Here is a 16,837-nt window from a genome sequence, read left to right on the forward strand (position 1 = left end):
CGCCTACATGACTCAGTCCATCTGGAACAAACTGTTCACCGCCCTGCGCGGTGGCGCCAACGAAGTCGGCGAAAGCATCGCCGACCAGCAGGCCCTGCGCATCCTCGACCAGGAAATCCGCGACGCCGACAACGCCCTGTCCAACGCCAAGCGCGAGCTGGTCACCATCATGGCCAAGCACAAGCTGTCCACTGAGCGGGTCAGCGAATTCACCGCGAAGATCGCCGACCTGGAATCCAAGGCCCTCGCCTCGCTGCAGGCCAACCGCGAAGACCTGGCCCTGGAAGTCGCCGAAGCCATCTCGACCCTGACCACCGGCCTGGAAGCGGAGCAGAAGCAAGCCAGCGAATTCGGCGCCTACGCCGAGAATATGCGCAAGGACATCGGCAAGGCCGAGGCGCGCATCCGCAGCCTGCGCCAGCAAGTGGACATGGCCAAGGCCCGGGAAAGCGTGCAGAAGGCCCAGGTCAGCGCCTCGATCGCCAGCGGCGGCGCCAACGGCAAGCTGGAAACCGCAGTCAACACCCTGAACCGCCTGCAGGCCCGCCAGGATCAGCGCGCGGCGGAAATGGAAGCCCAGGAGCAACTGGCCGATGCGAGCAACGGCAACGACCTGGAACGCCGCCTGCGCGAAGCCAACATCGTGCCGGACCAGGGCAGCGCCAACGCGATCCTCGAGCGACTGAAGAAACAGAAGTCGGCCGAGTAAGGCTCCTGGAGCAGTAAAAAAGGCACGCGGTGCAATGCCACGGAAACTGTAGGAGCGAGCTTGCTCGCGATGGACTGGAGAGCGCCGCGCTCATCCAGTCAGTACGCGGTATCGTTAACGATCATCGCGAGCAAGCTGCGCTCCTACAATGGATCACCTGCGCTTAAGCACCCTGCGCCCTTTTTCTGGCCTATGGGAGGGCCTCGATGGCGGTTGCAAACGGTTTCAAGACCCTGGCGGGCCTGGCCCTGGTGATGATCGCCGTACAGGTGCTCAACAGCCTGAGCGGCTACAGCCTGAATCTCTTCGGCCTGATCCCGCGTACCCTGCAGGGTTTGCCGGGGATACTCACCTCGCCCTTTCTCCACGGCTCCTTTACCCACCTGACCGCCAACCTGGTGCCCTTGCTGATCCTCGGCGCCATGGTGATCGCCGAAGGCCAGCGGCGCTTCGTGGTGGCCAGCCTGATCATCATCCTGCTCGGCGGCGCCCTGGTCTGGCTGTTCGGCTTCCGGGGCATCCATGTCGGCGCCAGCGCCTGGGTCTTCGGCCTGTGGGCCTACATCCTCACCCGCGCCTGGTTATTGCGCAGCTGGAGCAGCCTGCTGGCCGCCGCGGTGACGATGTTCCTGTATTCCGGTCTGGTCCTGGGGTTCCTGCCACGGGCCGGGGTTTCCTTCGAAGGCCACATCTTTGGCGCCTTCGCGGGGTTCATCGCAGCAAAAATGCTTTTATCCGGCGCCAAGCCGATGTCTAATGCCGCGCGGCAATGAGCCATGCCTTGCCCGGGCACGGCGCGCTGCATCACGGATAGATCAGCTCAACAGGAAATCAGGGATTCGATGTCGATTTTCATCTTGCTTCGGGTATACGCGGCCACCTTCTTCCAGCGCTTCGGCTGGATGGGCCTGGCCATCGCGCTCGGCGTGCATGCCGCGACCTCCTATCTCGGCCTGGTGGCCCTGGGCGAGCAGCACCTCACCGCGCCCGCGACCTTCATCTATTTCTATTTCACCACCACCCTGACCGTGGGTTATGGCGACCTGTCGCCGCAATCCGCCGCAGGCCGGGTCTTCGTGGCGGTGTGGGTGATGCTCGGCGGCATCGCGCTGCTGACCGCGGCCATCGGCAAGACCACCAGCAGCGTTATGGACCTATGGAGAAAAGGCATGAAAGGCAAAGGCGACTTCACCGGCCAGACCGGGCATACCGTGCTGGTCGGCTGGGAAGGCGCGTCCAGTGAGCGGGTGATCGAATTGCTGCTGCAGGACGAAACCTCCAACGACAACCTGATCGTCATCTGCGACGCGACCCTCGACGAGAACCCGATGCAGGGCAAGGCCGCCTTCGTCAGGGGCGAAAGCCTGTCGTCCGCGGCCCTGCTGCTGCGCGCCGGGATACCCGGCGCCGAACGGGTGCTGGTGCGCACCAGTTCCGACGACCTGACCCTGGCCAGCGTGCTGGCGATCAACCAGCTGCGCCCCGCCGGCCATGTGGTCGCCCACTTCAACGACAGCGAAATCGCCACCCTGGCCGCCTCCTACGCACCGAAGCTGGAGTGCACCTCGAGCATGGCCATCGAGATGCTGGTGCGCTCCTCCCAAGACCCCGGCTCCTCGGTGGTGATCAACGAACTGCTGTGCGTCGGCCAGGGCGCCACCCAATACGTCATGCGCCTGCCCGAGACTTACGAGGGCCGTTTCGCTGAGCTCTACGTACACCTCAAGGAACGCTACAACGCCACCCTGATCGGCTACCGCGCCCGCGGCGCGCAACACCCGCAGATCAACCCGCACAGCGATACGCGGATCCAGGGCGGAGAACTCTTCTACATCGCTTCCAGCCGCCTCAAGGACATCGACAATGGGATGGTTTAAACGCTTTCTGGGGCTCCAGGCCCCGGCCACCACAAGCTCGAGTTTCGCCACCGGCCCACTGGGCCTGAGCATGGGCGCGGGCATCCGCTTCGATGCCAGCCTCAAGCTGCTGCTCGCCGACAACAGCCGCGTGGCGATTCCCGGCGACCAGGCGGTCTACAGCGAAGGCCTGGTGGACCTGGGCCAGTCCGAATGGCTGTCGCGCTACTACCTGGACGACGAGGACTACTGGCTGCAGGTGCACACCAGCGGCGGCATCGACGGCCAGGTCAAATCGATCATCCTGTTCAACTACCTGAGCAACCAGGCCGTCAACAGCGAAGCCGAGCTGCGCCGCCTGGCCGGCCCGGACAGCCTGATCGGCCAGCCCACCTACAGCCTCGACGGCGTCGAGTACCAGCGCGAATGGGGTACCGAAGCCGGGCAGACCGAGCTGGTGCCGCTGCGCGAGCAGGTGTCCAAGCCGGACGAGACCTTCGCCTTCGAAAGCCACTCGATGCTCTATGCCCGCGACACCGGCCTGACCAATCGCCGCGAATTCCTGCTGTTTTCCGTGGAGCAATACGCCGACGGCAGCGTCAGCCTGGTGACCTCACTGGGCATTTCCCTGTACATGACCGACCTGCAAACCCTCTGACAAGGACCAGAACCCATGCTTGAAGCCCTTTCCATTTCCCTGAACAAATTCGCCGTGGTCGGTTTCCTGACCTACATCCTCGGCGCGGCCGTGCTGTTCGCCCTGTTCCAGTTCGTCTACACCCGCCTGACGCCACACAAGGAGTTCCAGCTGATCCGCGAGGGCAACATCTCCGCCGCCATCGCCCTGGGCGGCGCCATCATCGGCTTCGCCATTCCGGCGAGCAATGTCATCGCCTACTCCATCAGCCTGCTGGACTTCGCCGTCTGGGCGCTGATCGCCGCCGTGGTGCAACTGCTGGCGTTCCTGATGACCAGCCTGGTGCTCAAGGGCACTTCGCAGCGCATCCGCAACGGTGAAATCGCCGCCGGCATCTACGTCGCCGCGGTGGCCATCAGCGTCGGCCTGCTCAACGCCGCCTGCATGACCCCTTCGCAGAACTGATCGACCGCACGGAGCCCTCGATGAAACGAAGCCAATACGTTCAGCTCTCCCTGGCCGCCTCGGTGGCGCTGGCGATCTCGGGCTGCAACTCGGAGCCGGAGACCCTCGCGGTCCAGCAGAAATTCAACTTCCAGTCGGTGCAGGAATGCGTGGACGGCAAGATCGCCGTGGACGTCTGCTCCGATGCCTATATCAAGGCCATGGCGGAGCACCGCGCCCAGGCGCCGGTCTACGACAACCAGGCCGATTGCGATGCCGACTTCGTCGAAAACTGGTGCCAGATAGACTCCAACGGCAAGTTCGTGCCGAAGCTGGGCGGCTTTGAAATCAACGCCCAGGGCGCCTTCACCCGCGAGCAGTTGGCGGCGGCCGGGGTCAGCCCCGGAGCCGGACAGGGGTCGTCGCTCAGCAGTATCGACAGCGGCCTGCTCACCGGCCTGCTGATCGGCAACCTGCTCAGCGGCGGTAGCCGCAACTATTACTCCGAGCCGGTCTACCGCTATCGCGACGACCGCGGCAGCTACGCCAACTCGACGCTCAACCAGCGCATCGCCAGCGGCTCGACCTTCTCCAAGTCGCGCCAGGCGCAGTCGGGCAGCGGTTTCCGGACCACCACCCGGCCGATGTCGGTGTCCTCCTCTACCTCCCGTGGCGGCTTCGGCAGCCAGGCCAGCGCCCGCAGCGGCTGGGGCGGCTCCAGCTCCTCGAGCTGGAGTTCGGGACGCTCGAGCAGCTAAGGAAGCGCGCCATGAAGAAGATCCTCTGCAACGAACGCCCGGACTGGCGACAGACCGCGGAAAAACTCGGCTTCCTGTTCCACACCATCGACGGCGAAGCCTACTGGGACGAAAGCGCCTACTACCAATTCAGCCTCAAGCAGATCGAGGACGACCTGGAAGACCCGACCACCGAAATCCATGAGATGTGCATGGACCTGGTGGACCGGGTGGTGCGCAGCGAGGCCCTGCTGGATCGCCTGAGCATTCCGCCGGCCTTCTACGACATGATCCGCACTTCATGGCTCGAGGGTCACCCGCACCTCTACGGCCGCCTGGACTTTTCCTATAACGGCCAGGGCCCGGCCAAGCTGCTGGAGCTCAACTACGACACGCCCACCAGCCTCTATGAAACCGCGGCGTTCCAATGGGGCTGGCTGGAGCAGAACATCGAGCGCGGCGTGCTGCCGCGGCATGCCGACCAGTTCAACAGCATCGACACCCGGCTGCACCAGGCCTTCGCCCAGCTGGGGATCGAGCGCCCGTTCTACTTCGCCTCGATGAAGGATTCGGTGGAAGACCGCGCCACCACCGACTACCTGCGCCTGATCGCGGAAAAGGCCGGCATCGAGTCGCGGCATATCGACGTGGAAGACATCGGCCTCACCGCCGAAGGCCGCTTCGTCGACCTGCAGGACCGCTGGATCCCGCACCTGTTCAAGCTGCACGCCTGGGAGTTCATCTTCCATGAGCCCTTCGGTGCGGCGATCGCCGCCAGCGACACGCAGTTCTTCGAACCGGCGTGGAAATCCATCCTCTCCAACAAGGGCATCCTGCCGCTGCTCTGGGAGGCTCACCCGGGCCACCCGAACCTGCTGGAGACGCACCTGGACCTGCACCCGCAGCGCGATGTGCCCAAGGGCTGGGTGCGCAAGCCGTTCTTTTCCCGCGAAGGCGCCAACATCGAGTTGCGCACCCCGCAGGACGAGGTGGTCAAGGAAGACGGCCCCTACACCGACGCGCCCTACATCCTGCAGTCCTTCGCCCCGCTGCCGCGCTTTGGCGACAGCTACACCCTGATCGGCTCCTGGGTCATCGGCGACCAGGCCGCTGGCATCGGCGTGCGCGAAGACGACAGCCTGATCACCAAGGACTCCAGCCGCTTCCTGCCGCACCTGATCCTTGACTGATATATCCGCCGGGGCGCGCAATGCGCCTCGGCCTGTTATTCAATGGCTGCCGCACAATAACAATAGTGTGCATTGTTTCAATGCCAGTTACTCAAGGCTGCCCTATATAACTTGCCCCTTCATTTATCTGACTCCCGATACAGACCTTACTTAAAGCTGAACGAACATATGATTCGTGGCAATTTAATCTTGACTTGACAGGTTGGCCTGAGTAAATTGCGCGGGCCGGCCAAACCGGCCTTTTTTCAACTCACTAAAGAAGCCAATGGACACAGTATCTAGACGCTGTCTGGTCGATGCGCTTGCGCAAGGCTGGGCACTTAACCCAGAAAATGACGGGGCTCGACTTTTCGGTCGGGTGAGCTGCGCTAGAGCTTGACGCTCCTTCGTAACTTGCCTTCACCGGAGCCAGTCCGGTCGCGAGGCAACTGTTATGAACTTCAAATCCACTGTAATGCCCGGCGTACGCGCCTTTGCATCGACCATGCGGGTCAAGCCCTGCGCTGAGCGCGCGGGCGTTTCCCGGGTCGCCACCCTGTATTCCACCCCCTCCTCGCAAACCCGGCCGCGGGCCAACTGGCGCGTCTGCCCGGTCACCTGCCGGCTCCAGCAACGCTGGAGTTTCGACGACAGCCAGGACCCTCAGAGTCGGAGCCTGGCCGGCCTCCTGATGCGGGCCGGCCTGCTGCTGAGCCTGTCCCGGGACTCGCACTTCTAGTTCAACCGAAGGCACTTTCAAGTCCTTCCTGAACGTTTTCCTTAATAAGGAATTCGGCAACTTCCTATTGCCTGCTTAAAACTAAAAGTTGGTGGTAACTGTTATGGACGAAGCCAGTAGTAGGTTCGTCGTCTATTCATGCCCAGTGAATAGGCGGCGAACGTTAAAACCAATAAAACGCAACTACCTGAATCGATCGCTTACTTGCGGCTCGACATACGTTCGCTCGTCTTTGAATAGGTGAGTGGTCTGTGTGTCGTGCCGCAAGCCTGCGGCAGGAGCACACGTAATGACTACGGTAAAAACCCGCACCTCCTCCTCGCAAAACCCCACCCGCGACGACACCCGGCTGTCGATGCGCGCCGCCCGCGAAGCGCAGAACAGCCTTGGCGTGACCCTGGACAACGTCAAGTCGAACGCCAACGGCCTGACCGAACTCGATGCCGAAGGCCGCCTGCAGCGTGACGGCTTCAACGAAGTGGCCCACGACCGGCCGCCCCACGCCCTGGTGCAATTGCTGCAAGCCTTCAACAACCCGTTCATCTATGTGCTGATGACCCTGACCGGCATCAGCTTCTTCACCGACTTCTGGCTGCCCCTGCAGTCCGGCGAGGAAACCGACCTGACCGGGGTGATCATCGTCCTGGTCATGGTCCTGGTCAGCGGCCTGATGCGTTTCTGGCAGGAATACCGTTCGGCCAAGGCCGCCGAGGCGCTCAAGGCCATGGTGCGGACCACCGCCACCGTGCTGCGGCGCGAGCAGATGGGCATGAAGGCTGCGCTGCGCGAAGTGCCGATGCGCGACCTGGTGGTCGGCGACATCGTGCAGCTGTCGGCCGGCGACATGATCCCCGCCGATATCCGCCTGATCGAATCCCGCGACCTGTTCATCAGCCAGGCGGTGCTGACCGGCGAGGCGCTGCCGGTGGAGAAGTACGACACCCTGGGCGCGGTGCAGGAGAAATCCGCCCACCGCACAGCTGCTGCCGACCAGCAGGACCTGCTCGACCTGCCGAACATCTGCTTCATGGGCACCAACGTGGTCAGCGGCACCGCCACCGCGGTGGTGGTGGCCACCGGGTCGCGCACCTACTTCGGTTCCCTGGCGCGCTCCATCGTCGGCTCGCGGACCCAGACCGCCTTCGACCGCGGGGTGAACAGCGTCAGTTGGCTGCTGATCCGCTTCATGCTGGTGATGGTGCCGGTGGTGCTGCTGATCAACGGCTTCACCAAGGGTGACTGGGCCGAAGCCTTCATGTTCGCCCTGGCGGTGGCCGTCGGCCTGACCCCGGAAATGCTGCCGATGATCGTCAGCGCCAACCTGGCCAAGGGCGCCGCGGCCATGGCCAAGCGCAAGGTGGTGGTCAAGCGCCTCAACGCGATCCAGAACTTCGGCGCCATGGACGTGCTGTGCACCGACAAGACCGGCACCCTGACCCAGGACCGGATCATCCTCGAGCACCACGTCGATATCAGCGGCAGCCGCTGCGACCAGGTGCTGCAACTGGCCTGGCTCAACAGCTACCACCAGAGCGGCATGAAGAACCTGATGGACCGCGCGGTGGTGAGCTACGCCGAAAACAACCCGAAGTTCAGCGCGCCCGACACCTGGAGCAAGGTCGATGAACTGCCGTTCGATTTCGTCCGCCGGCGCCTCTCGGTGATCCTCGCCGACGCCAGCGGCCATCACCTGCTGGTGTGCAAGGGCGCGGTCGAGGAAATGCTCGACACCGCCACCCGGGTACGCCAGGACGGCGTCACGGTGGCCCTCGACGCCGGGCGCCGGGCGGCGCTGCTGGAGCTGGCCGAGGAGTACAACCGCGACGGTTTCCGCGTGCTGCTGGTCGGCACCCGCGACCTGGCGCCGGGGCAGACCCGCCAGCAGTACAGCGCCAGCGACGAGCGCGAGCTGATCATCGAAGGCTTCCTGACCTTCCTCGATCCGCCCAAGGAAACCGCCGGCCCGGCCATCGCCGCGCTGCGCGAGAACGGCGTGACGGTGAAGGTGCTGACCGGCGACAACCCGATCGTCACCGCGAAGATCTGCCGCGAGGTCGGCCTGGAAGTCGGCCAGCCGCTGCTCGGGCGCGATATCGAGCACATGGACGATGCGGTGCTCGCGCGCCTGGTGGAAGAACGCACGGTGTTCGCCAAACTCACCCCGCTGCAGAAATCCCGGGTGCTCAAGGCCCTGCAGGCCAACGGGCATACCGTGGGTTTCCTCGGCGACGGCATCAACGATGCGCCAGCGCTGCGCGACGCCGACGTCGGTATCTCGGTGGACAGCGGCACCGACATCGCCAAGGAATCGGCGGACATCATCCTCCTGGAAAAGAGCCTGATGGTCCTGGAAGAAGGCGTGATCAAGGGCCGCGAGACCTTCGGCAACATCATGAAGTACCTGAACATGACCGCCAGCTCCAACTTCGGCAACGTGTTCTCGGTGCTGGTGGCCAGTGCGTTCATCCCGTTCCTGCCGATGCTGGCGATCCACCTGCTGCTGCAGAACCTGATGTACGACATCTCCCAGCTGTCGCTGCCGTGGGACAAGATGGACAAGGAGTTCCTGCGCAAGCCGCGCAAGTGGGACGCCAAGAACATCGGGCGCTTCATGCTGTGGATCGGGCCGACCTCGTCGATCTTCGACATCACCACCTACGCCCTGATGTGGTTCGTGTTCGCCGCCAACAGCGTGGAAATGGCCGCGCTGTTCCAGTCCGGCTGGTTCATCGAAGGCCTGCTCTCGCAAACCCTGGTAGTGCACATGCTGCGCACCCAGAAGATCCCGTTCATCCAGAGCACCGCGGCGTTGCCGGTGATGCTGATGACCGGCCTGGTGATGGCCCTGGGCATCTACGTGCCGTTCTCGCCGCTGGGTGAAATGGTCGGCCTGGTACCGCTGCCGTGGGAATACTTCCCTTGGCTGGTCGGCACCCTGCTGTGCTACTGCGTCGTCGCCCAGACCATGAAGACCCTCTACATCCGTCGCTTCAAGCAATGGTTCTGAGGGCTGACGGTTAGCGGCGCGGCCATCGCGAGCAATCGAGCGTCGACCGGCTGCTCCTACAGGTTGCAACTGTCCTTGTAGGAGCGAGCTTGCTCGCGAAAACCGCAACGCGGCGCCAGACCATACGGCCACGCCCCTGTCTGGCTCAGCCAAGTGGAGCATCCACCATGAAACCTATCACCGAGCTGCTGGCCCGCGGCGAGCGCACCTTGCGCGCCCTGCTGGTGAGCACCCTGGAAGGGATCGCCGCCCTGATCACCCTGGTCGGCATCCGCCTGTATGCCAGAAGCCTGTTGAGCCGCGCTGCCATTCGCCTGCTGCTGGGCCTTGCCAGCGCCATTCATCGCCGCTGCATCCGCCTGCTGCGATCCGCCAAGCCATGAAACACACAAGGGAGAGTCCTCATGTCGGGAACTACTCTGCTGATCAACCTCGCCGGCTCCATCGCCCTGCTGCTGTGGGGCACCCAGATGATTTCCTCGGCGCTGCTGCGCGGCTTCGGCACCCAGTTGCGCCAGTGGCTGGGGCAGCACCTGAACAACCGCTGGATGGCCCTGCTGTCCGGCATCGCCATCACCGGGGTCCTGCAAAGCAGCACCGCGGTGAGCCTGATGGCCAGCTCCTTTACCGCCACCGGCACCCTGGGCCTGGCCCCCGCGCTGGCGGTGATGCTCGGGGCCAATATCGGCTCGACCCTGGTGGTGCAACTGCTCAGCGTCGATATCTCGATCCTCACGCCGCTGGTGCTGCTGGCGGGCTTTATCGTGTTCCGCCTGCGCGACGACTCGCGCTTTGAAAGCCTCGGCTGCGCGCTGATCGGCCTGGGGCTGATGCTGCTGGCCCTGCGCATGCTCGGCAGCACCCTGGGCGAAGTGGAAGGCACGCCGGTGTTCGCCGCGCTGATGCGTGGCCTCGACGGTGACCTGCTGATCGCCCTGCTGGCAGCGGCGCTGCTGACCTGGCTGTGCCATTCCAGCGTCGCCGTGGTGCTGCTGGTGGCGTCACTGGCCGCCACCGGGCTGCTGTCCTCGGTGACCGCCATGGCCCTGGTGCTGGGGATCAATATCGGCGGCGCCCTGCCGTCGCTGCTCAACGCCGATTCCAGCGTCGCCCGGCGCCTGCCCCTGGGCAATCTGCTGGTACGCCTCAGCGGTGCCGCCGCGCTGCTGCCGTGCCTGTCGTGGATTGCCCAGAGCGCGCCGGTCGCCGCCCTCGATGCCAGCCTGCAGGTGGTGTACCTGCACAGCCTGTTCAACCTGGTGCTGGCCCTGCTGTTCATCGGCCTGACCGGGCCCATGGCAACCTTGCTCAACCGCCTGCTGCCGGAGCCGCCGCGCGACGTCGACCCGGGCATGCCGCACTACCTGGACGAAGCCGGCCTGGCGGTGGCCAATATCGGCCTGTCCAACGCCGCCCGCGAAGCCCTGCGCCTGGCCGACATGCTGTCGCTGATGCTCGACCGGGTGCTGCGCCTGTTCCAGGCCTCGACCCCGGCCGGTGCCGATGAAGTGCGGCGCATCGACCAGTCGCTGGACCTGCTCAGCGCGGCGATCCGCGCCTACCTGGCGGATATCGGCCAGGACGGCATCAGCGACCAGGACGCCGACCGCGCCCAGGAGATCCTGCTGTTCGTGATCAACCTGGAACACGCCGGCGACATCCTCTCCAGCAGCCTGACCCAGCTGGCGGCGCGCCGGCTGCGGCGTGGCGAGCAGTTCTCGGTGTTCGAGCTGGATTGCATCGAGCCTCTGCACCAGGCCGTGGTGGACAGCCTGAGCCTGGCGATCACGGTGTTCCTGCGCGAAGACCTGGCCAACGCCCACCAGTTGGTGAACCGCAAGGAACTGGTCAGGCGGCTGGAAGCCGACGCCAGCCGCGAGCACTTTCGCAGCCTGCGCGAAGACCGCACGGCCTGGGCCGAATCCGGCGACATTTTCCAGCGGGTGCTGCGCGACTACCGGCGCGTGCACCACCACATCGCGGCCCTGGCCTATCCGGCGCTGGAGCGGGCCGGCGAGCGCGACCTGGATAACGCCGAGCTGGGCGACGTGCTGCTGGACAACCCGTTGAGCATCCAGCCGACGGCGCAGGAGCGCGCACGATGCGTGTCCTGATCTGCGCGGGGCGCCATTACGCCGACGTCCAGCGGTGCCGGCGGGTACTCGACGCCTTTCAGCGCCTGCATGAAGTGCAGGTGCTGATCCACGGCGGCAGCCAGTTCCTCGGCGCGGAGATAGAAGACTGGGGCCGGGAAATCGGCGCCGACATCGTGCGTTACCCGGCCAACTGGCAGCTGCACGGCAAGCTCGCCGAACGCCTGCGCAACGCCTTCATGCTGCGCGACAGCCGGCCCGACCTGGTCATCGCCCTGCCCGGCGGCGACGACACCGAAGAGCTGGTGGCCCTGGCCAGGGCCGCCGGCATCCAGACCCTGTCAGTGAGCGACTGGCAATGACCCTGTTCCCCACTCGACCACGGAGCGGCCCGCGCAGCGCGGCCGCTTCCCATGCCTTAGCGAGAACCGTCATGTCCAAGTACAACCCTTCCCGCCACAACCGCTTCGCCAGCCTCACCCGCGACCTGCCCCCGGCGAAACGGCGCATGCTGCGACGCAACCTGATGTTCGTCACCCTCACCCTGAGCCTGATCGGCCTGCTGACCCTGGTCGCCAAGGCCAACGCCGCGGGCGGCGCCTATGGGGTGGACGACGGCGCGATCAACGCCCCGGGGGAATGCAACCTGGACATCTGGTACCAGAGCCTGCGCCACCAGGGCTCCAACCATGGCGCGGTGTTCTCCCCGGCCTGCACCTTCGCCGGCCTGCCCTGGTTGCAGGTGGGCGCCGCCCTCGAGCGCAGTCGCGAGGACGGCCACGGCGAAACCCAGCTGAGCCCGCAGCTCAAGGCGCAACTGTGGAACCGCGAAGACCTGGGCCTGCAACTGGCGCTGGCGACGTCCGCGCATTTCGCCCTCGACCGCGGCCATGCGTTCGACGGTGGCGACATCAGCCTGCCCCTGACCTACCAGCCCCTGCAAAGCCTGCGCCTGAACTTCAACGCCGGCTGGGCCCACGCCTATGACGACGGCCAGCAGAACCATCGCTGGACCTGGGGCAGCGGCTTCGAATACGACCTGGGCGAACGCCTGACCCTGGTCGCCGAACGATACGGCCAGCGCGGCGGCGAACAGGCCTGGCAAGCCGGGCCACGCCTGCATCTGGGAGCAAACCTGGACCTCGACCTGGTGCTGGGCGGCCAGTTGAACGAAGGCCGCGACCGCTGGCTGACCAGCGGCGCGACCTTGAGGTTCTAAGAGGCTTCTGGCGGTGTGCCGCACAAACTGCGCGAAGACATCTTCTGTAGGAGCCAGGCTTGCCGGCGATTGCAGCAACGCGGTGTGCCTGACACAACACTTCGCACGCAAACTGCCCGAAGACATCTCCTGTAGGAGCGAAGCTTGCTCGCGAGGCGGTGTGTCAGATGTACCGCAGCGTATCTATCGCCAGCAATCGAGCGTCGACCGGCTGCTCCTACAGAAGCAGGACGCCGGTCTATCGGGTCAATGCAGCCTCAGCGTATATCGCTGCGCCGATACAGGCTCAGGCCCACCGCCAGGACCGCGAGCATGCCGGCGCAGCTGCGGTTGATCCACAGCATCGCCCGCGCGGAGAAGGTGCGCATGGCATAGCGCCCGCCAAAGGCATAGGTCGCCATCATCACGCAATTGATCGCCGTGCTGACCAGCGCCAGGATCAGGTACTGCTGCGCCACCGGCTCATCGGGGCGTACGAACTGCGGCAGGAAGGCGGAGAAAAACAGCAGCCCCTTGGGGTTCGACAACCCCACCAGCAACGACCGCACAAACGCCCCGCGCCCGCTGCTGGCACTGCCGCCTGTCTGCGCGGCCAGAGCCTGGGTCGGCGCCTTCCACAGCACCCAGGCCAGGTACAGCAGGTACGCCGCGCCGCCCCACTTGACGATGGAAAACAGCTGCTCGGAAGCTTGTAGCAACGCCCCCAGGCCGCAGCCCACCGCACCGATCAGCAGCAGGTCGGACAGCATCGCGCCAGCCATGCCGCAACCGGCGATGCGCATGCCATGGGTGGCACCGTTATTGAGAGCCAGCAGCATCGACGGCCCCGGGGTCATCATCACCGCGCTGACGGTGACGACGTACAGAAACAATGTGGTGGCGTCCATTCGAACCCTCCGTAAAACCACAGGTACAACAGGTCGGCTAGCATACACCAGAGGCTTTCAGCCCTACAGCGATGCGCCCCAGTCCGCCACCTGGCGGGCGCTGATGCTGACACCGCCGCACACCACGATCACCACGTCCCGCGCTGCGGCGATGGCCGGGTGATCGAGGTAGGCCACCGCCAGCGAGACGCCGCAGGCCGGCTCCACCAACTGGCGCAGATCGTCGGCATAACGCACCACGCCGAGGATCGCCTCGGCATCCGACAACACCAGCGACTGATAGGCAAAACCCTGGATCTGCTGCAACGGCCAGGCCGCCACCTGGGCCGCGCCGAGGGAACTGGCGACGGTGTCGATCTTCGCCAACTTGACCGGGTGCCCGGCCGCCAGCCCCGCGGCAAAGGAAGCGCTGCCGGTGGTTTCGCAGGCAATGATCCGGCAGTCCTGGCGCTGATGGCGCAACAGGCCGGTGAGGATGCCGGCCAGCAAGCCACCGCCGCCCACCGACGCGACGATGGTGTCGACCTGCGGACAGTCTTCGAGGATTTCATCGACCATGCTGCTGTGCCCTTGCCACAGCACCGGGTGGTCGAAGGCCGGCACGTATTCACTGTCGGCGTCGCTGCTCAGTTGCAGCGCGCGCTCGTTGGCCTGGTCCCAGACCTGGCCGTGCACCAGCACCTCGGCGCCGGCCCGGGCGATGCGTTCGCGGGTGGTTTGCGGGGTGGTCTGCGGCACCACGATGCAGGCTTGCAGGCCGAGGCTGGCCGCCGCCACCGCGGTGGCCAGCCCGGCATTGCCGCCAGAGGGACAGACCACGCGGCGCTTGCCCTGCTGCGCCGCCTGGGAGCAGAGCAGGCCCAGGCCGCGCATCTTGAACGAGCCACTGGGTTGCAGGTTTTCCAGCTTGAGCCAGATGCGCCGGGTGGCCGTGGACAACCCGGGATGCAGGATCAGGGGGGTGCGGATATGCAGCATCATGGGCTCCTTGGAGGAAGACGGGCGTCTTGCAACCCTAGCTGCTCAGGCCTGCCTATGCCGCCTCCCCCTGGCCGCTCGCCGGTCAGCGAATCGGCGGTACGCGGATATCGCCTTTGCGGCACTGGGTGCGCACGCCCTTGCCACAGGCGCCGAAGCCCAGGTTCTTGTCCAGGCAGACCCGCACTTCGGAGAGTTCCGGGCCGCTGCACAACACCGCTACGCCCTTTTCGGGAATGCCCGGGTTGGCCTGGCGAAACAGCTGCTCGATCTCCCGGGCCTCGAAGTAATGCACGGTGATCGAAGGTTCCAGCACCTCAGGAATCTTCACCTTGCCCAGGGCCTGGTCGGAGCTCTCCAGGTAACCCATGGCGCCCAGCCCGCTGCAGGTGCCGTGCTTGCTCCATTCATGCTCCATCAGCTTGGCCGTCGGGAACAGGGTCAGGCCCTTGGCCCGTTCTTCGGCGGTCAACTGGGTCAAGGGCGGGCAGGATTCCGGCCAGCCACCCTTGGCGTATTGCGGCCACAGGCCATGCAGGACAAAACCGTAGCCCTTGCCCGAGCACTGCTCGTTTTCCGGATGGGTCAGGCAAAAGGTCGGCGACCAGGACAGCGACAGCAGGTAGTAGTCGAACACCCCGGCGACCGAGTCGCGCTGCTGCCGCGCCTCCCGTGCCTGGCTGACACCGACGGTGCAGATCATCAGCGCGGCCAGCGCCGCGGTTGCGAAAAGTTTTCTCATAGACCCTCTCCTTGGGATGGGGCGGTAGGTGAACGGCCCCGTAGCGACCTGGCCGGTATCGGCCAGACACCTTTCTTGGCACGGGGCTGTTGCAGGAAGATGACAGGCCGCCTCCCGCGGGGAAGCTGGCCGATGCTAGCGAAGCGTTTTAGCAGACAGATCGGGTTGGCGCCATGGCCGACGGGCAGCTTCTACGGAATGACCAGGCGAATGCGGGATTTGTAGCGAACACTCGCTTCTGTAGGAGCCAGGCTTGCCGGCGATTGGGATGATGCGGTGTGCCTGACACGACGTCTCGCGAGCAAGCTTCGCTCCTACAGAGGCAAACCTGGGCCTGGCAATAAAAAATGGTCGTTGGCGGCAAGTGCGCAAGATCGTTCAAGCCATTCCCGCTGCGGGCTGGCACAGTCGGTTTCCGTTCCTTGATTGCAGGCTGTCATGTCCAGCGTTCATCTTCCCCGCGCCGCATTCCTGCGCGGCGCCGTTGCCATCATGCCGCTGTCCCTGGCCACCGCGCCCTGGGGCCTGCTGGCGGGTTCCATGGCCATCGAGGCCAATCTCACGCCCCTGCAAGGCCAGGGCTTGTCGAGCATCGTCTTCGCCGGCGCCGCGCAACTGGTGGCGATCGGCATGCTCAAGGGCGGCGCGGGGATCTTCTCGATCCTGCTCACCACCCTGCTGCTGACCTCCCAGCACCTGCTGTACGGCATGAGCCTGCGCTCGGTGATTTCGCCGCTGCCGGGGCGCTGGCGGATCGGCCTGGGCTTCCTGCTCACCGACGAGCTGTTCGCCCTGACCAGCCAGCACGACAAGCAACAGTTCGACCGCTGGTACGCCCTCGGCGTGGGCCTGACCTTCTATATCGCCTGGAACCTGTTCACCCTCGCCGGCATTGTCCTCGGGCGCGCCATTCCCGGGCTCGAACACCTGGGCCTGGACTTCTCCATCGCCGCCACCTTTATCGCCCTGATCACCCCACTGGTGCGCAATGTGCCGACCGTGGTCTGCGTGGCCGTATCGCTGTTCTGCTCGGTGCTGCTGAGCTACTGGCAATGGGGCTCGGCCCTGGTGCTCTCGGGCCTGCTGGGCATGACCGCGGGTTTTCTCTGCAACAAGTTCTACCGGGAGCGCACATGATGGTCTGGGCAGTGATTTTCGGCATGGGCTTGCTGGTGTTTCTCAACCGCTATGTGTTTCTCGAACCGCGCCTGCCGGTGCGCCTGAGCAGCAACGCCCGGCAGTTCCTCGGGTTTGCCGTACCGGGCATGCTCACGGCGATCTGCGGGCCGATCGTGTTCATGCCCGAACACCAGCTGAACCTGGCCTACGACAACCCGTACCTGATCAGCTCGCTGGTGGCCATCGTCCTGGTGATCTACACCCGCAACACCCTGCTCAGCATGCTGCTGAGCATGGCGTTCTTTTTCCTGCTGCGGTGGTGGTTGTAGGAGCTGGCTTGTCGGCGATCGGGGCTGCGCGGGGCATCAGGCAGGACGCCTCGCGAGCAATCGAGCGTCGACCGGCTGCTCCTACAGGTTCGGTGTTCGCCGCAAATCCGGCATGCGCCGCAAACCTGTAGGAGCCAGGCTTGCCGGCGATTGGGGGCAACGCGGTGTCACT

Annotated in this window: 18 protein-coding genes; 15 read left to right on the forward strand and 3 right to left on the reverse strand. The window is 65.0% G+C overall.

What is annotated here, in order from left to right; all coding sequences use genetic code 11:
• The first annotated feature begins 7 nt into the window (after nucleotides 1–7).
• The 13 genes from NRG23_RS05565 to NRG23_RS05625 all read left to right on the forward strand — a co-directional run bounded on the left by NRG23_RS05565 (nucleotide 8) and on the right by NRG23_RS05625 (nucleotide 12,610).
• Nucleotides 8–709, forward strand: a complete 702-nt coding sequence (locus NRG23_RS05565; protein WP_009048686.1) for a PspA/IM30 family protein — start codon at nucleotides 8–10, stop codon at nucleotides 707–709.
• Between the two features lie 206 nt (nucleotides 710–915).
• Entirely contained in the window at nucleotides 916–1,482 is a 567-nt protein-coding gene (locus NRG23_RS05570; RefSeq protein WP_028682286.1) for a rhomboid family intramembrane serine protease, read from the forward strand.
• Nucleotides 1,483–1,551: 69 nt separating this feature from the next.
• Nucleotides 1,552–2,586 carry a potassium channel family protein gene (locus NRG23_RS05575; RefSeq protein ID WP_028682287.1) on the forward strand — a complete coding sequence of 345 codons (1,035 nt, stop codon included), beginning with the start codon at nucleotides 1,552–1,554 and terminating at the stop codon, nucleotides 2,584–2,586.
• Entirely contained in the window at nucleotides 2,573–3,223 is a 651-nt protein-coding gene (locus NRG23_RS05580; protein ID WP_009048683.1) for a DUF2491 family protein, read from the forward strand. Before NRG23_RS05575 ends, NRG23_RS05580 begins: the two co-directional genes overlap by 14 nt.
• Nucleotides 3,224–3,238: 15 nt before the next feature.
• Complete coding sequence (locus tag NRG23_RS05585; protein WP_028682288.1) at nucleotides 3,239–3,667, forward strand: DUF350 domain-containing protein; 429 nt, start codon at nucleotides 3,239–3,241, stop codon at nucleotides 3,665–3,667.
• A 20-nt stretch (nucleotides 3,668–3,687) separates the two neighbouring features.
• Nucleotides 3,688–4,404 carry a DUF1190 domain-containing protein gene (locus NRG23_RS05590; protein WP_009048682.1) on the forward strand — a complete coding sequence of 239 codons (717 nt, stop codon included), beginning with the start codon at nucleotides 3,688–3,690 and terminating at the stop codon, nucleotides 4,402–4,404.
• 11 nt (nucleotides 4,405–4,415) lie between these two features.
• Complete coding sequence (locus NRG23_RS05595) at nucleotides 4,416–5,573, forward strand: glutathionylspermidine synthase family protein (protein ID WP_016704629.1); 1,158 nt, start codon at nucleotides 4,416–4,418, stop codon at nucleotides 5,571–5,573.
• Nucleotides 5,574–6,006: 433 nt separating this feature from the next.
• Entirely contained in the window at nucleotides 6,007–6,291 is a 285-nt protein-coding gene (locus tag NRG23_RS05600; RefSeq protein WP_053268892.1) for a hypothetical protein, read from the forward strand.
• Between the two features lie 289 nt (nucleotides 6,292–6,580).
• Nucleotides 6,581–9,298 carry a magnesium-translocating P-type ATPase gene (gene mgtA / locus NRG23_RS05605; RefSeq protein ID WP_009048679.1) on the forward strand — a complete coding sequence of 906 codons (2,718 nt, stop codon included), beginning with the start codon at nucleotides 6,581–6,583 and terminating at the stop codon, nucleotides 9,296–9,298.
• Nucleotides 9,299–9,465: 167 nt separating this feature from the next.
• Complete coding sequence (locus tag NRG23_RS05610; protein WP_009048678.1) at nucleotides 9,466–9,681, forward strand: hypothetical protein; 216 nt, start codon at nucleotides 9,466–9,468, stop codon at nucleotides 9,679–9,681.
• A 21-nt stretch (nucleotides 9,682–9,702) separates the two neighbouring features.
• A complete protein-coding gene (locus NRG23_RS05615; protein WP_028682291.1) occupies nucleotides 9,703–11,412 on the forward strand; it encodes a Na/Pi cotransporter family protein in 1,710 nt (569 codons plus the stop codon).
• Nucleotides 11,400–11,753 (forward strand): DUF2493 domain-containing protein, encoded by a 354-nt coding sequence (locus NRG23_RS05620; protein WP_038579555.1) that lies wholly within the window; start codon nucleotides 11,400–11,402, stop codon nucleotides 11,751–11,753. The genes NRG23_RS05615 and NRG23_RS05620 overlap by 13 nt, the downstream gene beginning before the upstream one ends.
• 71 nt (nucleotides 11,754–11,824) lie before the next feature.
• Nucleotides 11,825–12,610: a hypothetical protein gene (locus NRG23_RS05625; RefSeq protein WP_038632018.1), complete on the forward strand. Its 786-nt coding sequence runs from the start codon at nucleotides 11,825–11,827 to the stop codon at nucleotides 12,608–12,610.
• Nucleotides 12,611–12,867: 257 nt separating this feature from the next.
• On the opposite strand, the gene NRG23_RS05630 is transcribed toward NRG23_RS05625, so the two are convergent.
• From NRG23_RS05630 to NRG23_RS05640, 3 genes are all read right to left on the reverse strand, one after another.
• Entirely contained in the window at nucleotides 12,868–13,497 is a 630-nt protein-coding gene (locus NRG23_RS05630) for a LysE family translocator (RefSeq protein WP_009048674.1), read from the reverse strand.
• A 63-nt stretch (nucleotides 13,498–13,560) separates the two neighbouring features.
• Nucleotides 13,561–14,475: a pyridoxal-phosphate dependent enzyme gene (locus NRG23_RS05635; protein WP_009048673.1), complete on the reverse strand. Its 915-nt coding sequence runs from the start codon at nucleotides 14,473–14,475 to the stop codon at nucleotides 13,561–13,563.
• Between the two features lie 85 nt (nucleotides 14,476–14,560).
• Nucleotides 14,561–15,217, reverse strand: coding sequence for a ribonuclease T2 (locus NRG23_RS05640; RefSeq protein ID WP_257373927.1), 657 nt, complete (start codon nucleotides 15,215–15,217; stop codon nucleotides 14,561–14,563).
• 438 nt (nucleotides 15,218–15,655) lie between these two features.
• On the opposite strand from NRG23_RS05640, the gene NRG23_RS05645 reads away from it, so the two are divergent.
• Nucleotides 15,656–16,354 carry an AzlC family ABC transporter permease gene (locus tag NRG23_RS05645; protein ID WP_041988962.1) on the forward strand — a complete coding sequence of 233 codons (699 nt, stop codon included), beginning with the start codon at nucleotides 15,656–15,658 and terminating at the stop codon, nucleotides 16,352–16,354.
• Entirely contained in the window at nucleotides 16,354–16,665 is a 312-nt protein-coding gene (locus NRG23_RS05650; RefSeq protein ID WP_009048670.1) for an AzlD domain-containing protein, read from the forward strand. The genes NRG23_RS05645 and NRG23_RS05650 overlap by 1 nt, the downstream gene beginning before the upstream one ends.
• The last annotated feature ends 172 nt before the right edge of the window (nucleotides 16,666–16,837 follow it).

The sequence above is a fragment of the Pseudomonas sp. T8 genome (assembly GCF_024610635.1).
Classification (GTDB): domain Bacteria; phylum Pseudomonadota; class Gammaproteobacteria; order Pseudomonadales; family Pseudomonadaceae; genus Aquipseudomonas; species Aquipseudomonas chlororaphis_I.

Bases quoted from the DNA above. Each gene is read 5' to 3' on its own strand.
- NRG23_RS05620 (WP_038579555.1), top strand. From the start codon at position 11,400: ATGCGTGTCCTGATCTGCGCGGGGCGCCATTACGCCGACGTCCAGCGG.
- NRG23_RS05625 (WP_038632018.1), top strand. From the start codon at position 11,825: ATGTCCAAGTACAACCCTTCCCGCCACAACCGCTTCGCCAGCCTCACC.
- NRG23_RS05610 (WP_009048678.1), top strand. From the start codon at position 9,466: ATGAAACCTATCACCGAGCTGCTGGCCCGCGGCGAGCGCACCTTGCGC.
- NRG23_RS05615 (WP_028682291.1), top strand. From the start codon at position 9,703: ATGTCGGGAACTACTCTGCTGATCAACCTCGCCGGCTCCATCGCCCTG.
- NRG23_RS05580 (WP_009048683.1), top strand. From the start codon at position 2,573: ATGGGATGGTTTAAACGCTTTCTGGGGCTCCAGGCCCCGGCCACCACA.
- NRG23_RS05595 (WP_016704629.1), top strand. From the start codon at position 4,416: ATGAAGAAGATCCTCTGCAACGAACGCCCGGACTGGCGACAGACCGCG.
- NRG23_RS05590 (WP_009048682.1), top strand. From the start codon at position 3,688: ATGAAACGAAGCCAATACGTTCAGCTCTCCCTGGCCGCCTCGGTGGCG.
- NRG23_RS05600 (WP_053268892.1), top strand. From the start codon at position 6,007: ATGAACTTCAAATCCACTGTAATGCCCGGCGTACGCGCCTTTGCATCG.
- NRG23_RS05575 (WP_028682287.1), top strand. From the start codon at position 1,552: ATGTCGATTTTCATCTTGCTTCGGGTATACGCGGCCACCTTCTTCCAG.
- mgtA (WP_009048679.1), top strand. From the start codon at position 6,581: ATGACTACGGTAAAAACCCGCACCTCCTCCTCGCAAAACCCCACCCGC.
- NRG23_RS05645 (WP_041988962.1), top strand. From the start codon at position 15,656: ATGTCCAGCGTTCATCTTCCCCGCGCCGCATTCCTGCGCGGCGCCGTT.
- NRG23_RS05565 (WP_009048686.1), top strand. From the start codon at position 8: ATGACTCAGTCCATCTGGAACAAACTGTTCACCGCCCTGCGCGGTGGC.
- NRG23_RS05570 (WP_028682286.1), top strand. From the start codon at position 916: ATGGCGGTTGCAAACGGTTTCAAGACCCTGGCGGGCCTGGCCCTGGTG.
- NRG23_RS05650 (WP_009048670.1), top strand. From the start codon at position 16,354: ATGGTCTGGGCAGTGATTTTCGGCATGGGCTTGCTGGTGTTTCTCAAC.
- NRG23_RS05635 (WP_009048673.1), bottom strand. From the start codon at position 14,475: ATGCTGCATATCCGCACCCCCCTGATCCTGCATCCCGGGTTGTCCACG.
- NRG23_RS05630 (WP_009048674.1), bottom strand. From the start codon at position 13,497: ATGGACGCCACCACATTGTTTCTGTACGTCGTCACCGTCAGCGCGGTG.
- NRG23_RS05640 (WP_257373927.1), bottom strand. From the start codon at position 15,217: ATGAGAAAACTTTTCGCAACCGCGGCGCTGGCCGCGCTGATGATCTGC.
- NRG23_RS05585 (WP_028682288.1), top strand. From the start codon at position 3,239: ATGCTTGAAGCCCTTTCCATTTCCCTGAACAAATTCGCCGTGGTCGGT.